12 protein-coding genes are annotated in these 16,101 nt (G+C 67.1%); 6 read left to right on the plus strand and 6 right to left on the minus strand.

What is annotated here, in order from left to right:
• Window positions 1-517 precede the first annotated feature (517 nt).
• Together nasA (HLAC_RS06975) and nasA (HLAC_RS06980) are read right to left on the minus strand one after the other, a co-directional pair.
• On the minus strand, window positions 518-2,680 hold the full coding sequence (nasA, locus tag HLAC_RS06975; RefSeq protein ID WP_015910135.1) for an assimilatory nitrate reductase NasA: 2,163 nt from the start codon (window positions 2,678-2,680) through the stop codon (window positions 518-520).
• 192 nt (window positions 2,681-2,872) lie between these two features.
• Window positions 2,873-4,987 (minus strand): assimilatory nitrate reductase NasA, encoded by a 2,115-nt coding sequence (gene nasA / locus HLAC_RS06980; RefSeq protein WP_015910136.1) that lies wholly within the window; start codon window positions 4,985-4,987, stop codon window positions 2,873-2,875.
• Window positions 4,988-5,709: 722 nt separating this feature from the next.
• On the opposite strand from nasA (HLAC_RS06980), the gene HLAC_RS06985 reads away from it, so the two are divergent.
• The 6 genes from HLAC_RS06985 to arsN2 all read left to right on the plus strand — a co-directional run bounded on the left by HLAC_RS06985 (window position 5,710) and on the right by arsN2 (window position 10,402).
• Window positions 5,710-7,470, plus strand: a complete 1,761-nt coding sequence (locus tag HLAC_RS06985; protein ID WP_015910137.1) for a nitrite/sulfite reductase — start codon at window positions 5,710-5,712, stop codon at window positions 7,468-7,470.
• Window positions 7,463-7,603, plus strand: coding sequence for a hypothetical protein (locus HLAC_RS18745; RefSeq protein WP_015910138.1), 141 nt, complete (start codon window positions 7,463-7,465; stop codon window positions 7,601-7,603). Before HLAC_RS06985 ends, HLAC_RS18745 begins: the two co-directional genes overlap by 8 nt.
• Window positions 7,604-7,639: 36 nt before the next feature.
• A complete protein-coding gene (locus HLAC_RS06990) occupies window positions 7,640-8,062 on the plus strand; it encodes a universal stress protein (protein ID WP_049933384.1) in 423 nt (140 codons plus the stop codon).
• A gap of 64 nt (window positions 8,063-8,126) precedes the next feature.
• Complete coding sequence (locus tag HLAC_RS06995) at window positions 8,127-8,426, plus strand: DUF6360 family protein (protein WP_015910140.1); 300 nt, start codon at window positions 8,127-8,129, stop codon at window positions 8,424-8,426.
• Between the two features lie 72 nt (window positions 8,427-8,498).
• Window positions 8,499-9,779 carry an amidohydrolase gene (locus HLAC_RS07000; RefSeq protein ID WP_015910141.1) on the plus strand — a complete coding sequence of 427 codons (1,281 nt, stop codon included), beginning with the start codon at window positions 8,499-8,501 and terminating at the stop codon, window positions 9,777-9,779.
• A gap of 179 nt (window positions 9,780-9,958) precedes the next feature.
• A complete protein-coding gene (gene arsN2 / locus HLAC_RS07005; RefSeq protein ID WP_015910142.1) occupies window positions 9,959-10,402 on the plus strand; it encodes an arsenic resistance N-acetyltransferase ArsN2 in 444 nt (147 codons plus the stop codon).
• 73 nt (window positions 10,403-10,475) lie between these two features.
• On the opposite strand, the gene HLAC_RS07010 is transcribed toward arsN2, so the two are convergent.
• The 4 genes from HLAC_RS07010 to HLAC_RS07025 form a co-directional block, all read right to left on the minus strand.
• Window positions 10,476-11,846 (minus strand): geranylgeranyl reductase family protein, encoded by a 1,371-nt coding sequence (locus HLAC_RS07010; RefSeq protein WP_015910143.1) that lies wholly within the window; start codon window positions 11,844-11,846, stop codon window positions 10,476-10,478.
• A gap of 151 nt (window positions 11,847-11,997) precedes the next feature.
• Window positions 11,998-13,050, minus strand: a complete 1,053-nt coding sequence (locus HLAC_RS07015) for an ABC transporter permease (RefSeq protein WP_015910144.1) — start codon at window positions 13,048-13,050, stop codon at window positions 11,998-12,000.
• On the minus strand, window positions 13,043-14,389 hold the full coding sequence (locus HLAC_RS07020) for an ABC transporter permease (protein ID WP_015910145.1): 1,347 nt from the start codon (window positions 14,387-14,389) through the stop codon (window positions 13,043-13,045). Before HLAC_RS07020 ends, HLAC_RS07015 begins: the two co-directional genes overlap by 8 nt.
• Complete coding sequence (locus HLAC_RS07025) at window positions 14,386-16,041, minus strand: ABC transporter ATP-binding protein (RefSeq protein WP_015910146.1); 1,656 nt, start codon at window positions 16,039-16,041, stop codon at window positions 14,386-14,388. The genes HLAC_RS07020 and HLAC_RS07025 overlap by 4 nt, the downstream gene beginning before the upstream one ends.
• Window positions 16,042-16,101: the final 60 nt, after the last annotated feature.

Raw genomic sequence — 16,101 nt, forward strand, 5'->3', positions numbered from 1 at the left:
CTGCAGTTTCGTGGCTCTCGAACGACCGATCGACGACGTTCTCACGGTGGAGTGGACGGCTCGGTGAAGATCCGGCGGGATCGGAATCCGAATCGCACACCACTTGTGGTTCAAATTGTTTGAACATGGTCTTTCTCACGTTACAACGACACATACTGGCTATTAATAAACAAATCGGTTGACAATACTAACATTCTAGTGGGATATAGTAAGATATTCTCAACAACTACTCGCACGGCGGATTATTCGGCCATATTTGAAAGAAATTAAAAATTAAGAACTTTATTGAGGTATTCTCGAAAGAACGGCTTCTGTCGAACTGTTCGCTGATCTGTTTTAGTTGTTTAATCACGATCATATGACTAGATGGCACACGGTGTGGATCGGTAGCCGTCGACCGCCGTGCGGCCGGAGGTCCGGGATCGACGTCGAACGCCGTCAGGTCTCGACTCCCGGCGGCGGCGAAGCTGATCCCTCGGTAGAACGGCTGAAAGCGCAACCGGCGGCTTGGAACCGCCTAGGAGTGGGATCCGGTCCCGTTCAGTTGTCCCGAACTGCCGGTGATATCGGTGGTGGTCCGGTCCGGGGCACGCAACGCGACCGCGCACTGCTTGAGGTTCGGCTCGGCCGACTCCGGGTCCGCGGCGGACAGCGTGAGTCGGTTCGCCGCCGGGTTGTGGACCGGGAGCCAGACGAGCCCCGGCGGCACGTGGGCGTCGGGCGCGACCCCGACCGTCACCGCGGAGCGACGGGACTCGATCACCGTCTCTCCCCGGTCGAACGCCCGCAGGTTGTCGGCGATCGTCTCGGGGTGCATCCGCGCGGCCGTCGCGCTCCCGTCGTCGTCAGCGTCAGGCCGAGTCCGGACCCCGGTGTTGTACGCGTCCGGACGACGGCCGGTGGTGAGCGTGAGGGGGTACGCCTCGTCGATCGGCTCCGGCACGCCCCGGTGAGACGCGTTCGAGAACCGCGCTCGGCCCGAGTCGGTCGGGAACGACCATCGGCCGTCCGCGTCGTCGGGGGTTGCGTCCCTGGCGTCTTCGGCGTCCGCGCCGTCCCCGTCGTAGTACCGGTACCCGCCCTCGCCGGTCTCGTCCGGGGCGGGCCACCGGACGGCCAGCTCCTCGGACAGCCGCTCGTAAGAGATCCCCGAGAGGTCGGCCGTCGTGCCGCGCGTCAGGGCGCTGACCTCGTCGAACAGCGCTTCGGGGTCGAGCCGCGTCGAATCGAACAGATCCGAAACGACACGGTCGGCGACCGCGCCGATGATGTCCACGTCCTGCCGAACGTCGGCCGGCGGCTCGCGCGCCGCCGAGACTCGTGAGACACGCCGCTCCATGTTCATCACCGTCCCCTCGGACTCGCCCCACGTCGCCGCCGGCAACACCACGTCCGCCAGCTCGACGGTGTCGGAGCGGAACGCGTCTTGGACGATCAGGAACGTGTCTTCGAGGGCGCTCTCGACGTGGTTCGCGTCGGGCATCCCCGCGACCGGGTTCGTCGCCACCGTCCAGCAGACGTCGACGTTGTCCCGCGCCAGCTCGTCGATGATCCGGACGAACCCCGGCCCGGACGAGTCGGGAAGCCGGCTCAGCGGAACGCCCCACGCGTTGGCGATAGCCTTGCGGTGAGCCGTGTCGTCGAACGGTCTGTATCCCGGCCACGACGACTTCGAGGCGCAGACGCGGTTCCCCATCGAGTTCGCCTGTCCGGTCAACGAGAAGGGGCCGCTGCCCGGTCCCAGGTTGCCGGTGGCCAGACAGAGGTCGATCAACGAGCGGGCGGTTCCGGTCCCCTGAACGCTCTGGTTGACCCCCATTCCCCAGTACACGAGGGTCCGAGCGTCGAACGCCGCGGCCAGCTCGGAGACGCGCTCGACCGGGACACCGGCGGTCTCGGCCGCGACGTCGACGTCTGGCAGCGATCCGACCATGGCCTCGAACCCCTCGGTGTGGTGTTCGATGAACTCGCGGTCGACGAGGCCGTCGTCGACGACCTGCGCGAGCACGGCTCGCGCCAGCGCCAGATCCGTCCCCGGCTCCGGGCTGACGTGCAGATCGGCGTCGGCCGCCGTCTCGCTTTCGACGGGGTCGACGACGATCAGTTCGCCGTCGTCCCCGCCCGCGCTGTCGGCGATCCTGCGATACAGCACGGGATGGGCGATCTTCGGATTCGCGCCCCAGATCACGTGGGTCTCGGCGTCGGGGATGTCGTCGTACGTCGGCGGCGGCGCGTCGCTCCCGAACGCCTGCACGTACGCCTGCACCGCCGAGGCCATACAGAGAGTGGTGTTGGCGTCGTAGTACCGGGTGCCGAAGCCGCCGCGCGCGAGCTTTCCCAGCGCGTACGCCGCCTCGTTCGTCTGCTGGCCGCTTCCCAGCACCGCGACGTTGTCGTTCCCGTTCCTGAGCGCCTCGATAATCCGCACCGAAACGGTCCCGAGAACGGTGTCCCAGTCGGTCGGCCGGAGCGTCCCGCCCCGGCGGATCAGCGGTTCGGTCACCCGCTCGCCGCTCGGGTCGATCGTCTCGCGGACCCCCCGACTGCAGGTCTTGCCCCCGTTCGTGGGGTGGTCGTCGTCGCCTCGAACGTCGAGGAACTCCCCGTCGTCGCCGGCGCGCTGTTGGTAGCCACAACCGACCGCGCACCGCATACAGGTTGTTGGCTCCCGATCAGTCATTAGCGATTACAGTTCGATATTGTTCCAATACGAGTCATTTTTATATTCATTCGTGTGCTGTTCTCGGCTCAACTTGGCTCTCCGTTTTCTCTCATCCGGCATAATTCTTTTTTCGCATGAATAACCATGGAGTATACTGCGGTCGAGCCGGTCGTCGCTCTCCGAGTCCCGCGAGACGGCGGCGGCAGGCCATCAGTCGTCCGTCGGTGCGGGCTCGCCGTCCACGGTGGGCTGGCCCTCGTGGACCAACGGGTTCGACGGCTGCGGCGCCCGGACGTCGACCGCGCACTGCTTGAGGTTCGGCTCGTCTGACTCGGGATCGACGACGGGGAGCGTGAGGGCGTTCACGGCCGGGTGGTGGATCGGCAGCCACACCATCCCCTTCGGCACGCCGTCGTCCGGGTTGACCGCAATCGTCACCGACCCCCGCCGCGACGAGACGACCGTCTTCCCGCGATCGAACGACTCGATGTACTCCAGCGTCGTCTCCGGGTGGATCCGCGCCATCGGGGGGTCGTCGGTCCCGGTGCCGCGACTGCGGACGCCGGTGTTGTACGCGTCGGCCTGCCGGCCGGTCGTCAAGGTCAGCGGGAACTCGTCGTCGGTCGGCTCGGCGAGGCCGTCATGGGCCCCCGTCGAGAACCGAGCGCGACCCGACGGCGTGGGGAACGACCAGCCGTCGTTGTCGACGTAGCGGTAGCCGCCCTCCGCTTCCGGTGACGGAGCCGGCCACCGGACCGCGCGCTCCGCCTCCAGCCGGTCGTACGAGATCCCCGACAGATCCGCTGGCGTCCCCGCGGTCAGCGCGCGCAGCTCGTCGAACACCGACTCCGGCGAGAGCGCGGGTCGGGGGAACAGCTCCCCGTCGATCGCGGCGCCGATCGCGACGATGATGTCGAGGTCCTGTTTGATCTTCGGGGAGGTCTCCGTGGCGGCGCGGACCCGCGATATCCGGCGCTCCATGTTGGTGACGGTCCCCTCGGACTCGCCCCACGTCGCCGCCGGCAACACCACGTCCGCCAGCTCGACGGTCTCGGTCCGGAAGGCGTCCTGCGCGACGAGGAAGGCGTCGTCGAGCGCGCTTCTGACCTCGCTCGCGTCGGGCATCCCCGCGACCGGGTTCGTCGCCACCGTCCAGCACACCTCGGGCGGCCCGTCCGCGACGGCGTCGACGATCCCGACGGGTCCCGGACCCGGATCGTCCGGAAGTCGGCTTCGTGGAATCTCCCACTCGTCCGCGATGAACTGCCGCTCCTCCGGATCGGTGAACCCGCGTTGACCGGGCCACGTCCCCTTCGACGAGCAGACGCGGGTCCCCATCGAGTTCGCCTGCCCGGTCAGCGAGAACGGTCCGCTTCCCGGCCGGAGGTTCCCGGTCGCGAGACACAGGTCGATGAGCGCCCGCGAGGTCGCGGTCCCCTGCACGCTCTGGTTGACGCCCATCCCCCAGTACACGAGCGCCGAGTCCGTCATGGCCTCGGCGACGCGCTCGACCGTCTCGACCGAGACGCCGGCGGTCTCCGCCGCCTCCCGTACCGAGGGCAACGAGTCGACCGTCGCCTCGAAGCCGGTCGTCGCCTCCGCGACGAACTCGCGGTCGACGGCGTCGTCGGCGACGGTCTGCGCTAACACCGCCCGGGCGAACGCCAGATCGGTGCCGGGGTCGACCTGCGCGTGCAGGTCGGCGTCGTCGACGGTCTCGCTCTCGACGGGGTCGACGACGATCAGTTCGCTGTCGTCGTCGCTCGCGCTGTCGGCGATCCACCGGTACATCACGGGGTGCGCCACCGCGGGATTCGCGCCCCAGATCACGTGGGTCTCGGCGTCGGGGATGTCCTCGTAGGTCGGCGGCGGCGCGTCGCTCCCGAACGCCTGGTAGTAGGCGGTGACGGCCGAGGCCATACAGAGGGTGGTGTTGGCGTCGTAGTACCGGGTGCCGAAGCCGCCCCGCGCGAGCTTCCCCAGCGCGTACGCCGCCTCGTTCGTCTGCTGGCCGCTTCCCAGCACCGCGACGCCGTCCCTCGTTTCGGCCAGCGCGTCCTCGATATGCGAGACGACCGTCCCGATCGCCGTCTCCCAGCTCGTGGGGACGAGGGTGCCGTCCTCCCTGACGAGGGGCCGCGTCAGCCAGTCCCCGTCGGGGTCCGCGGTCTCGCTGACCCCGCGCTGGCAGGCGAGGCCGCGGTTGACCGGATGGGACGCGTCGCCTCGGACGGTGTCGAGTCCGTAGTTGTTGGTGTACCCCTGCTGGAGGTGACCGCACCCGACGGCACACCGCATACACGTCGTCGGCGTCCACTCGCTCATCGGCGAACCGGCTCCTCCGTGGTGGTCCCGCGCCGCGCTGGAGCGATCGATCCGCCGGCGGTTCCGATCCGTGACCGGTCCGAAATAGGTGGCCCGCACACGTAGTGTCGCATCAGTTAGTTTCTGAATACAACATACCCGATCATCGGTATAATTGTTTTGGTGTGTACAATATAACGAGATTAGAAAAATAACAGACGATTTTCTGGATTATTTCTAAATAAACACGCACACGCGATCGGCCAAGCGGGCGCCGTCGGCCAGGCACGTGCCGGCGCATACACACGCGGGAGTCCCGGCCGACCGATCTCGGACCGATCGACGCCGGATCCGACCAATTTCGGACCCGATCGCTCCCGGACCCAACCGATCCCAGACGCGATAACCGTTCCCAGACGCGATCGACGACCGCGACACGCTCGCGGGGATCGCACCTCGAGCTGACCGGGCAGTTCCGACCCACGCTCGTCCGCGACCGGCCATTTGCATTTGTGAACTTCTGGCTCGTTTCGCTACCACATATATAATTTCGTTTTTTGGAAATGGAAATATAAGTCAGTCTGGCGACCGCCCTTTCGATCGCTTCGTTATCTCCTATATTTTGTGATTTTATAAAAGCCGAACTATTTTATGCAATCCTGTAAACTTCTATCCGAGATGACCCACCATTCGGACAATATAGATGGAGAACGGTTCCACACCAACGACGAGGGTGATCGGTGATGGCCAACAAAAAGGAGGACTGGAAATCGGAGATGTACGGCGACGAGGTTCGCGAGAAGCTACTGGAGTTCGCGGAGACGGGGTTCGAGTCGATCCCGGAAGACGAGCGGGACGCGTGGTTCACCCGGTTCAAGTTCTGGGGAGTGTTCCACCAGCGCTCGGGCCAAGAGGGCTACTTCATGATGCGGCTGACGAACGCCAACGGGATCTTGGAGCCCGGTCAGCTCCGCGCGATCGCCGAGGTCGCCCGCGACTACGCGTCCGGCCCGGTGTCGAACCCCGAGTTCGGCGACAGCTGGATCGATCTGACGACCCGCCAGTCCGTCCAGCTCCACTGGATCAAACTCGAAGACGTCCCGGAGATCTGGGAGAAGCTCGAATCGGTCGGCGTGACCACCCGGTCGTCGGGCGGCGACACGATGCGGAACATCTCGGGCAGTCCGGTCGCCGGCAAGGACGCCGACGAGGTGATCGACACGCTCCCGCTGCTCGAACGGTTCCAAGAGGAGATCCGCGGCGACGACGACCTCTGTAACATGCCCCGGAAGTTCAACATCAGCATCTCCGGGACGCCCGAGGGCGGCGCGCAGGACGCGATCAACGACATCGGACTCGAACCCGCGAAAAAAGAGATCGACAGCGGGGAGACGCTCGGCTTCAACGTGCGCGTCGGCGGCGGGCTCGGCGGGCGAGAGCCCCGCGTCGCCCGCCCGCTGGACGTGTTCGTGACCCCGGACGAGGCGTACGACGTCGTCCGCGGGTTCGTCGAATTGTACCACGACCACGGCGACCGGCAGGTCCGCGCGAAGAACCGCTCGCGCTTCTTCGTCGACGATCACGGCACCGAGTGGATCCGCGACCTGCTCGACGAGGAGTACGTCGACGCCGATCTGCGGACCGCCGGCGAGGACATCCGCGACGAGTACACGTACAACGCCGGTCGGACCACCGAGGACGGGAAGCAGGACTACACCGGCGTCCACGAGCAGAGCGACGGAAGGCGGTACGTGGGCCTCAGCGTCCCAGTCGGTCGGCTGCCGGCCGAGGAAGCGATCGAGCTCGCCGACCTCGCCGACGAGTACGGCTCCGGCGAGGTCCGGCTCACGCGCCGGCAGAACCCGATCATCGTCGACGTGAACTCCGACCGCGTGGACGAGCTGCTCGCGGAGCCGCTGCTCGCGAAACACCGGCCCGAACCGAACCGGTTCGTCCGCGGGGCGATGGCCTGTACCGGCACCGAGTTCTGCTCGATAGCGCTCGTCGAGACCAAGACCCGAATGGCGACGATGCTCCGCTGGCTCCGCGAGAACGTCGACCTGCCGGACGACGTCGACCAGCTCAAGATCCACTTCTCCGGCTGCACCGCCGACTGCGGACAGGCCAACACGGCGGACATCGGCCTGCTCGGCATGCGAGCGCGGAAGGACGGCGAGATGGTCGAGGCGGTCGACATCGGCGTCGGCGGCGGGATGGGCGAGGAGCCGTCCTTCGTCGACTACGTCCAACAGCGGGTGCCGGCCGACGAGGCCCCCGGAGCGATCCGGAACCTGATCGAGGCGTTCGCGGAGCGCCGGGCGCCGGGCCAGACGTTCCGCGAGTGGGCGGACGCGACCGACACCGAGACGCTCGCGGCGCTGTGCGAGCCCGAGGAGACGGACTACGTCGACCCGTCGCTCACCGACGCGAAGCAGTCGTGGTACCCGTTCGCCGAGGAGGGGACGACGGCGGCGAATCCGGAGGTGGCCTCCTCGGATGACTGATCGGATGAGCGGTCCGGCAGCGGACGACGCCGCGACCGCAGCCGAGGAGCCGGCGACCGTTACTGAGGACCCCACGGACGACCGCGCGCAACACGCGTCGGCCGACGTGGCCCCGGAGCTCTTCGGCTGGTAATCTGCGGCGGCGCGGCCGCTGAGCGACTTCCACTCCCTGTACGACGAAATTCTGTTTCCGACCGACGGCAGCGAGGCATCGAAACGGACGTTTCCGCACGCGGTGAGTCAGGCGGAGGCCTTCGACGCGCGGGTCCACGTCCTCTACGTCGTGAACACGACGTACGCCGGCGTCGGCGCCGGCGGCAGCAAGAACGTCAACTCCCTCCGCGCCGAGGGCGAGGAGGTGATCGAGGAGTTCGAACAACTGCTCCGCGACGAGGACGTTGATGTGGTCACGCGGATCGAAGAGGGAGACCCCCACACGAAGATCACGAAATACGCCGACGAGGAGACCGACATGATCGTCATGGGGACGCGAGGGCGCAGCGGGATCGAGAAGTACCTGCTCGGCAGCGTCACCGAGAAGGTCGTGCGGACCGCCGACGTGCCCGTGTTCACGGTGCGGACGCCGGAGTAGTTCGGGGCCGTCGGTTCTCACGCCGGCCGGAAGGACCATGTCGCTCCCCGCCGTCCGGCCGGGCATGAACGAGCGGATCACGTCGGTGACCGCGTACACCACGCTGGATCTCGTCGACGGGGCGGCCCTCGGCCACGACTGGACCGAGAACGGGTCGGGCGTGTTGAACGTCACCGCGTCCGACGAGAGACCCGATCGGGTCGAACTGCAGTTCGAGCTCGACGGCCTCGACGTCGAGCGCCTCCCCAACCACGCCGACCGGGTCGACCTCACGCCCGAGCAGGCCCGGACGGTCGCGGCCGCGCTGACGCGGTACGCGGACCGGATCGAAGCGGACGAGGGCGGAAACGCCGACTCCGACTGACGGCGCGGACGCGGAACGAGCGAGCCGCACCGCCACGCGATCGTTTAAGCCCGCTCGAGGCTACCGACGCCCATGAGCGCTCTCGACGACGACGGATACCGCGCGTTCCGCCGCGACCTGCACCGCAACCCGGAGCCCGCTTGGCGCGAGTTCTACACTACCGCTCGGATCGTCGAAGAGCTTCGCGAGCGCGACCTCACGGACCTCTACGTCGGCCCTGACGCGCTGGCGACCGACGACCGCATGAACGTCCCCGACGACGAGGAGTTGGCCGAGTGGGAACAACGGGCCCGCGATGCGGGTGCGGACCCGGAGATCGTCGACCATCTTTCGGGCGGATACACCGGCTGCGTCGCGGTTGCCGAGCGCGGCCCCGGCCCCGTAGTCGGACTCCGGGTCGACATCGACGCGCTCCCGGTGACCGAGTCCGAAGACGCCGACCACGTCCCCGCCGCCGAGAGGTTCCGCTCGGAGCGGGAGGGGTACATGCACGCCTGCGGCCACGACGCGCACGCGACGATGGGGCTCGGGGCCCTCGACGCGGTGCTCGACTCCGACTTTTCCGGCACCCTCAAGGTGTTCTTCCAGCCGGGCGAAGAGCAGGTCGCGGGCGGCAAGCCGATGGCGGAGTCGGGCCACCTCGACGACGTAGACTACCTCTACGCGGTCCACGTCGGCTTGGACCATCCCTCCGGTGAGGTCGTCTGCGGCGTCGACGGCTTCCTCGCCGTGCGGCACTTCCTCGCGGAGTTCACCGGTGAGCCGTCTCACGCGGGCGCGCGACCAGAGCAGGGACGAAACGCGGTGCAGGCGATGGCGGCGGCGGTCCAGAACCTCTACGCGATCCCCCGCCACGCCGACGGACCGACCCGTGTGAACGCCGGGCTCGTCGGCGGCGGCACGGCGACGAACGTCATCCCCGAGGAGTCGTATATCGAGGGCGAGCTCCGCGGCGCGACGACCGAACTGGCAGAGTACATGTCCCAGCACGCCGACCGAATACTGGAGTCGGCCGCCGAGATGCACGACTGCGAGGTGGCCGTCTCGACGAAGGGAGAGGCGCCGAGCGCGACGAGCGACGACGCACTCGCCGGGATCGTCGGCGAGGTCGCCGGCGGCGTCGCCGGCGTCACAGAAATCGTCGATCGCGCCGATCTGGGCGGCTCCGAGGACGCCACCTACCTGATGCAGTCGGTCCAGAAGCGCGGGGGACTGGCCTGCTACGTCGGCGTCGGCACCGACCACCCCGGCGGGCACCACACGAGCACGTTCGACGTGGTCGAAGGCGACATCGCGGTCGGGATCGACGTGCTCGCGGGCGCGATCCGAAAGGTCGCCGAGACGCGGCCCTGAAGCCGGGAGAGAGCAGCCAAAATCGAACGTCGGATTCTGCCGAACTCCCATTTTCAAGTTGTGAGGCGGACGGAACGGCCGATCACTGGAGACCGCGAATCCAGCAAACGACTATCGTAACCTCAGTTAGATCCGTCACCGAGGAAGCCGTTATCCGGCCCACGTCGGTATAGACGAGCATGAGTAATCGAACGCTACGGCTTCAGCGAGCCGACGAAGAGACGATAGCCTACGTCGAAACGCTACTGGACAAGAACGGCTTGCCTTCGGATGACGTGGAACCGGGCCGAAATCGGTTCTACATCGGATATGACGGTGACACCCGAGTCGGTGTCGGCGGCGTCGAGAGACACGGGACGGACGGGTTGTTACGGTCTGTCGTTATCGAGCGATCGGCACGGGGGAACCGATACGGAACGGCGCTGTGCGAGGCACTGGAATCGAAGGTCGAAGCCGACGGCGTCGAACGGTTGTACCTGCTCACGACGACTGCGGCCGAATTCTTCGGGGACTGCGGCTACGTAGAGACAGATCGGACGACCGCTCCGAACGCTATTCGTCAAACGGCCGAATTCGACGAGCTCTGTCCCGTAACGGCCACGTGTATGGTGAAATCTCTGTAGCGCCGTCGCTCCGTCGACATCCGTCCGCGGCTGAGATCAGAATACCCCCACGGAACGACGACCAGCGTCCGACTCAGTACTTCGCGTCCGCGCCGGTCGTCTCGTAGATCCGGTCCATGATCGCGTCGCGCTCGCCCGTCCAGTTCGCCATCGCGGCGGGGCTCGTGGGGTACGCGCCGTAGTGGTCGAGCAGCTCGTCCGCGAGCGACTTCGTCTGGTAGAAGTTCCGGATCGTCCCCCAGTAGCCGAAGCTCTTGACCGCCGCCTTCAGCTTCAGGCCGAAGGACATCGAGGTCGACCCCTCGTACAGCGCCTCAGCGAGCTTCTCGCCCGGCAGCGACGCGAGCAGTCCCATCAGGTCGTCGACGTCGACCGCGGTCGAGAGCACGTTGTACACGTCGAGACCGGCGTATCGCCCGCCGAAGTGGTCCATTACGCGGGTGTTGTACCGCCAGAGGTTCTCCTCGCTCACGTCGCCGTCGGAGACAGCTTTCACCGCCTGCTCGCCGGCGTACTTGCCAGCGTACGCCGCGCCGGCGATGCCGCCCCCGGTGGTCGGGTTGACGTGGCCCGCGGCGTCGCCGACCGCCATGTATCCCGGCGCGACCGCCGAGTCGTACGGGCGGCGGGTGGGGAGCGCGGCGCCGAGCTTGTCTTTGACCTCCGCGCCCTCGAACTCGGGGCGGTTCCGGAGATCGCGTTTCAGCGCCTCGACGAGCTGCATCGGCTCCTCGTTCATCTGGAAGCCGAGTCCGGCGTTGATCTCGGTGGCGGTTCGCGGGAAGTACCAGAGGTAGCCCGCGGCGCGATCGGTCGCCTTGAACACCAAGGCGTCGTCCCACTCGACCGGCTCCGGCACCTCGACGATCTCGCGGTACGCCGAGCAGAACTGCGAGTACCGGACGTTGGTGTCGAAGGTGGTCCCCTCGAAATCCGCCTTGTCCTGCAGCAGCGACAGCGACCCGGCGCCGTCGATGACGAGGTCGGCCTCGTAGGTGACCGGGGTACCCTTGCGCTTGGCGCGAAGTCCCGTGACCCGACCGCCGCCGGTCTGGATCACGTCGTTGATCACGGTGTCGTAGTGGAACTCGACCCCGGCGTCCTCCGCCCCTGCGATGATCCGTCGCCCGTACTCCCAGCGGTCGATGACGGCGAGTTCGCCGGGAACCGGAATCTCGAGGACGGTGTCCTCCTGCGGAATCTCGAAGCGCCCGTGGTCGACGCCGGTGTTCGTGAACGCCGGCTCCAGCCGATCTTTCGGGATCGCTTCCGGGAAGGTATCGGCCCCCTTCAGCGCGTCGCCGCAGGCGATGTGGCCGGCCTCCTCCGCGTCCTTCCGCTCGACGATGACGACGTCGAGCCCCTCGTTCGCGATCGTCGCGGCCGCGTAACAGCCGGCGGTCCCGGCGCCCGCCACGACGACGTCGTACTCGTCGATGCTCATACCACGTGCGTGGTCGCCCCTGTGGCAAAACTCTTTGTTCCCGATTCGGTTGTCTGTGGGACGACGCGGGAGGGAAAATCGGGCGGCGGCGCAGATCAGACGAGAGGAGAACGCAAACGGGTGGACCGGCGAGTGAGCCGCTCGGTCCTGTTCAGTCCTCCGTCTCGTAATGCTCGCCCGCGGCCTCAGGTAGGCGGGTGCGACCGACCAACGCGAGCACCAGGATGACGACCACGTACGGGATCGTCTGGACCAGCGTGTCGGGGATCGCGTAGCCGAGCTGCTGGAGCCGGATCTGGATCGCGTCGAGCCCGGCGAACAGCACGCCCGCGCCGAGCGTCCCGAGCGGGTTGTAGTTGCCGAACAGGTACGCGACGATGGCGATGAACCCCTTCCCTTGCACCATCGTGTCGCCCGAGCCGATGAACTGGCCGATCGAGAGCGCGAGCGCGGAGCCGCCGACGCCCGAGAGCACGCCCGACAGCAGCACGCCGGCGTGACGCACCTTCGAGACGGAGATACCCACTGTATCGAGCGCCTTCGGGTTCTCGCCCGCCGCTCGCAGGTGTTTCCCGAACGCGGTGCGGTTCAGCGCCCACCACGAGGCCAGCGTCGCGATCACGACCATGGTCGCTGAGTAGTGCCAGCCGATGCGCGCGCCGAGATTCGGGGTGTTGACGCCGCCGAAGAACACCGTCGACATGAACGGCGCCAGCCCTAACGCGATGAGCCAGACCGCCAGTCCGGCGATGATCTGATCGGCTTTGAACTCGATGCAGACGATCCCGAACACGCCGGAGAGTGCGGTCGATGCGGCGATCCCGGCGAGGAAGCCGACCCAGATAGCCGGCACTCCGAGGACGGCGTTGCCGATCCCGACGACCGAGGCGACGTAGACGGAGACGAACGCCGAGATGATCAGCAGTCCCTCCAGCCCGATGTTGATGACGCCGGACTTCTCGGCGAAGATACCGCCGAGCCCGGCCAGCACGATGGGCGCCGCCAGCCGCGCCGTCGACGCCGCGGTGCTCGTCGAGAAGACGATTCCGGCGAGGTCGCCGGCGATCGAGCCGGGCAACAGCAGTCCCAGCAGGCCCAGCAGACCGAGCACCGCCGTGGTGCCCACAACCAGCGACCGCACGTAGTCGGATTCGATCAGATCGTCGAGGATCGGAATCGGCACGTCCGCGAGCGGGTTATGCATCGGTCTCACCTCCCTCGACGGCGGCCGCGTCGTCGGCCGGCCCTGTGCCGCCCGATCCGCTCGTCTCCGGCCCGCTCGGGCCTCGCGAGCCCAGACCGGCGTACCGGCCGATCATCCGGAAGAACTCCGGCATGGCCACAAACAAGATGATCAGGCCGCGCAACACGCCGACGAGTTCGGTCGGCACGTCGGTGCGAAACCCGATCTCCAAGGCGCCACCTTTCAGGATTCCGAACAAGAACGCCGCCGGCAACACGCCGAGTGGGTTGTTGCCGGCGAGGATAGAGACGGTGATCCCGTCGAATCCGAGCGCAGGGACCGACGCCATCCACCGCCCCTGAGACATCAGCACCCACACCGCACCGCCGACGCCGCCGATCGCACCCGAGAGCGTCATCGCCCGGACAGTCGTCGCCTTCGCGTTCACGCCGCCGTACTCGGCGGCGGCCGCCTGCACCCCGCTGGTACGCAGGTCGTAGCCGAACGACGTGTGCTCGACGAGGTAGTAGAGCCCGGCGATGAAGCCGATCCCGACCACCAGCGCCAGCAGCGCGAAGTCGCTCGACTGCGGGAAGAGCCACGGAAGGAACTGTGCGTACTCGGGGACGTACTCGGTGGCGACGACCGAGGAGCCCTCGGCGCGGAATACCTCCAACACGAGCACGTACGCGACGTTCGCGGCGATGAAGTTGAGCATGATTGTCGTGATCACCTCGTTGGCGTCGGTGTACGCCTTCAGCGCGCCCGGAATCGCGCCCCAGAAGCCGCCGCCGACGGCACCCGCGAGGACTCCGGCGACGATCAGCGCGACGCCCGCGACCGGCCCCGCCGGGAGCAGCGGCGCCGCCGCGAGCACGGTCAGTGCGGTCGCAAGACCCCCGACGACCAGCTGGCCCTGTGTCCCGATGTTGAACAGCCCGGCGCGGAACGCGACCGCGACGGAGAGCCCGGTGAAGATCAGCAGCGTCGTTTCCGAGAGCGTCAGCCCGAGCGAGAGGTTGAACGGCGTCCAGGCTGGGTCGATGAGCCCCGGCTCACCGACCGCGAACGGGTACCCGAGCGCGCCGTTGAACAGGACGAGGTACACCTCGACCGGGTCGTAACAGAAGCCGATTCCGGTGAGGGGCATCGTCCACGCCGCGGTGCTGCACTGCGCGACGCGTCCGGAGACGAGCACGATGGCGAAACCGACAATGATCGAGAGCAGGATCGCGGCGACGCTTATCAGGAGTCGTTCGGCGACCGACCGGTCGACGAACGGCGCGATGACGCGGCGGGCGATCGACGGGATATCGTCAGAACCGGACCCGTCGTCAGACCCGGTGTTGGTGCGACTCACGCGTCCACCTCCTCGTTCTCAATGTCGTCATCTGTCTTCTCGAGGGTATCATCTGTCCCGGTGTCCGTCTCCACGCCGCCGTTGCCAACGGGGTCCGGTCCGGCGTTGTGGACCGCAGCCCCCTCGACGGAGTCGTCGTCGAGCGTCTCGCCCGCCATCAGCAGGCCGATTTCCTCTTCGGTCACCGTGGCGGGGTCGACGACTCCAGTGAACTCTCCCTCGTGGATCACGGCGAGCCGGTCGGAGAGCCCCTGTACTTCGTCTAACTTCGAGGAGACCAGAAGCACCGCCTTCCCCTCGGTCCGCAGTTCGAGCAGGCGGTCGTGGAGGAACTCCGTGGAGCCGATGTCGACCCCCCGCGTCGGGTGCATCGCCACGACCAGTTCCGGATCGCGCTCGAACTCCCGGCCGACGATGAACTTCTGCTGGTTGCCGCCAGAGAGCGATTCCGCCTCGGCGTCGGCGTTCGGGGGCCGCACATCGTACTGCTCGATCACGGACTCGGCGTGATCACGAGAGGCGCGCCAGTCGAGCCGGCCGCCCTCGGCGAACGGCGGGTCGTGCTGGCTTCCGAGGATACCGTTCTCGGTCAGGTCGTACGACATCACCAGCCCTCGCTCCTGCCGGTCTTCGGGGATGAAGGCCATCCCGCGGTCGATGTGTTCCCGACGGCTCTCGTCGGCCATCGGTTCGCCGAGGTAGGTGATCGACCCGTCGGTCGGATTGTGCATCCCCGTGATTGTCTCGACGAGTTGGGACTGACCGTTTCCGTCGACACCGGCGATGCCGAACACCTCGCCTGCACGGAGCTCGAAGGAGATCCCCGACACCGTCTCAACGCCGCGGTCGTCGTCGGCGTGGACCTCGGTCACCTCAAGGACGCGGTCGCCCGGCTTCTGCGGCGTCGTCGCGGGCTCCATCAGCACCTCGCGGCCGACCATCATCTCCGCAAGATCCTCACGGGTCACGTCTGCGGACGCGACCGTCCCGACGTTGACGCCGTCGCGGAGGACGGTGATCTCGTCGGCCGCCGACAGCGCCTCGCCGAGCTTGTGCGAGATGAAGATGATCGTCTTCCCCTGCTCGGTGAGCTCCTCGAAGACGCCGTACAGGTCCTCGACCTCTTGAGGCGTCAACACCGCGGTCGGCTCGTCGAGGATGAGCACGTCGGCGCCGCGGTACAGCGCCTTTAGGATCTCGACGCGTTGTTGGACGCCGACCGAGACGTCTTCGATCCGGGCGTCGGGGTCCACGTCGAAACCATAGCGCTCGCTCAGTTCGACGACCGCCTCGCGGGCGGCGGCCTCGTCGACGCGGAGCCCGCCCCACGTCTTCGGCTCGTTGCCCAAGACGACGTTCTCCCACACCGTCATCGGGTCGACGAGCATGAAGTGCTGGTGGATCATGCCGACGCCCGCGTCGATTGCGTCGCGCGGCGAGTCGAACGACTGCGGCTCGCCGTCGAGGAAGACGGTCCCCTCGGTCGGCTCGTAGAGCCCGTACAACACGTTCATCAGCGTGGTCTTGCCGGCCCCGTTCTCGCCGAGCAGGGCGTGGACACTCCCGCGCTCCACCGCGAGATCAACGTCGTCGTTCGCGACGACCCCGGGGAATCGCTTCGTGATACCGTCCATGTGGACCGCCGGGTTCATTCACCCGTAACTCCGCGTCGGAGCCTAAAAGAGCGCGGATTCCGGACTGACGCCTCCGAA

Origin of the sequence: Halorubrum lacusprofundi ATCC 49239, assembly GCF_000022205.1 — an archaeon.
In the GTDB taxonomy this organism is placed as follows: domain Archaea; phylum Halobacteriota; class Halobacteria; order Halobacteriales; family Haloferacaceae; genus Halorubrum; species Halorubrum lacusprofundi.

Bases quoted from the DNA above. Each gene is read 5' to 3' on its own strand.
- nasA (WP_015910136.1), bottom strand. From the start codon at position 4,987: ATGAGCGAGTGGACGCCGACGACGTGTATGCGGTGTGCCGTCGGGTGC.
- arsN2 (WP_015910142.1), top strand. From the start codon at position 9,959: ATGAGTAATCGAACGCTACGGCTTCAGCGAGCCGACGAAGAGACGATA.
- HLAC_RS07015 (WP_015910144.1), bottom strand. From the start codon at position 13,050: ATGCATAACCCGCTCGCGGACGTGCCGATTCCGATCCTCGACGATCTG.
- HLAC_RS07010 (WP_015910143.1), bottom strand. From the start codon at position 11,846: ATGAGCATCGACGAGTACGACGTCGTCGTGGCGGGCGCCGGGACCGCC.
- HLAC_RS07025 (WP_015910146.1), bottom strand. From the start codon at position 16,041: ATGAACCCGGCGGTCCACATGGACGGTATCACGAAGCGATTCCCCGGG.
- HLAC_RS18745 (WP_015910138.1), top strand. From the start codon at position 7,463: ATGACTGATCGGATGAGCGGTCCGGCAGCGGACGACGCCGCGACCGCA.
- nasA (WP_015910135.1), bottom strand. From the start codon at position 2,680: ATGACTGATCGGGAGCCAACAACCTGTATGCGGTGCGCGGTCGGTTGT.
- HLAC_RS07000 (WP_015910141.1), top strand. From the start codon at position 8,499: ATGAGCGCTCTCGACGACGACGGATACCGCGCGTTCCGCCGCGACCTG.
- HLAC_RS06985 (WP_015910137.1), top strand. From the start codon at position 5,710: ATGGCCAACAAAAAGGAGGACTGGAAATCGGAGATGTACGGCGACGAG.
- HLAC_RS06995 (WP_015910140.1), top strand. From the start codon at position 8,127: ATGAACGAGCGGATCACGTCGGTGACCGCGTACACCACGCTGGATCTC.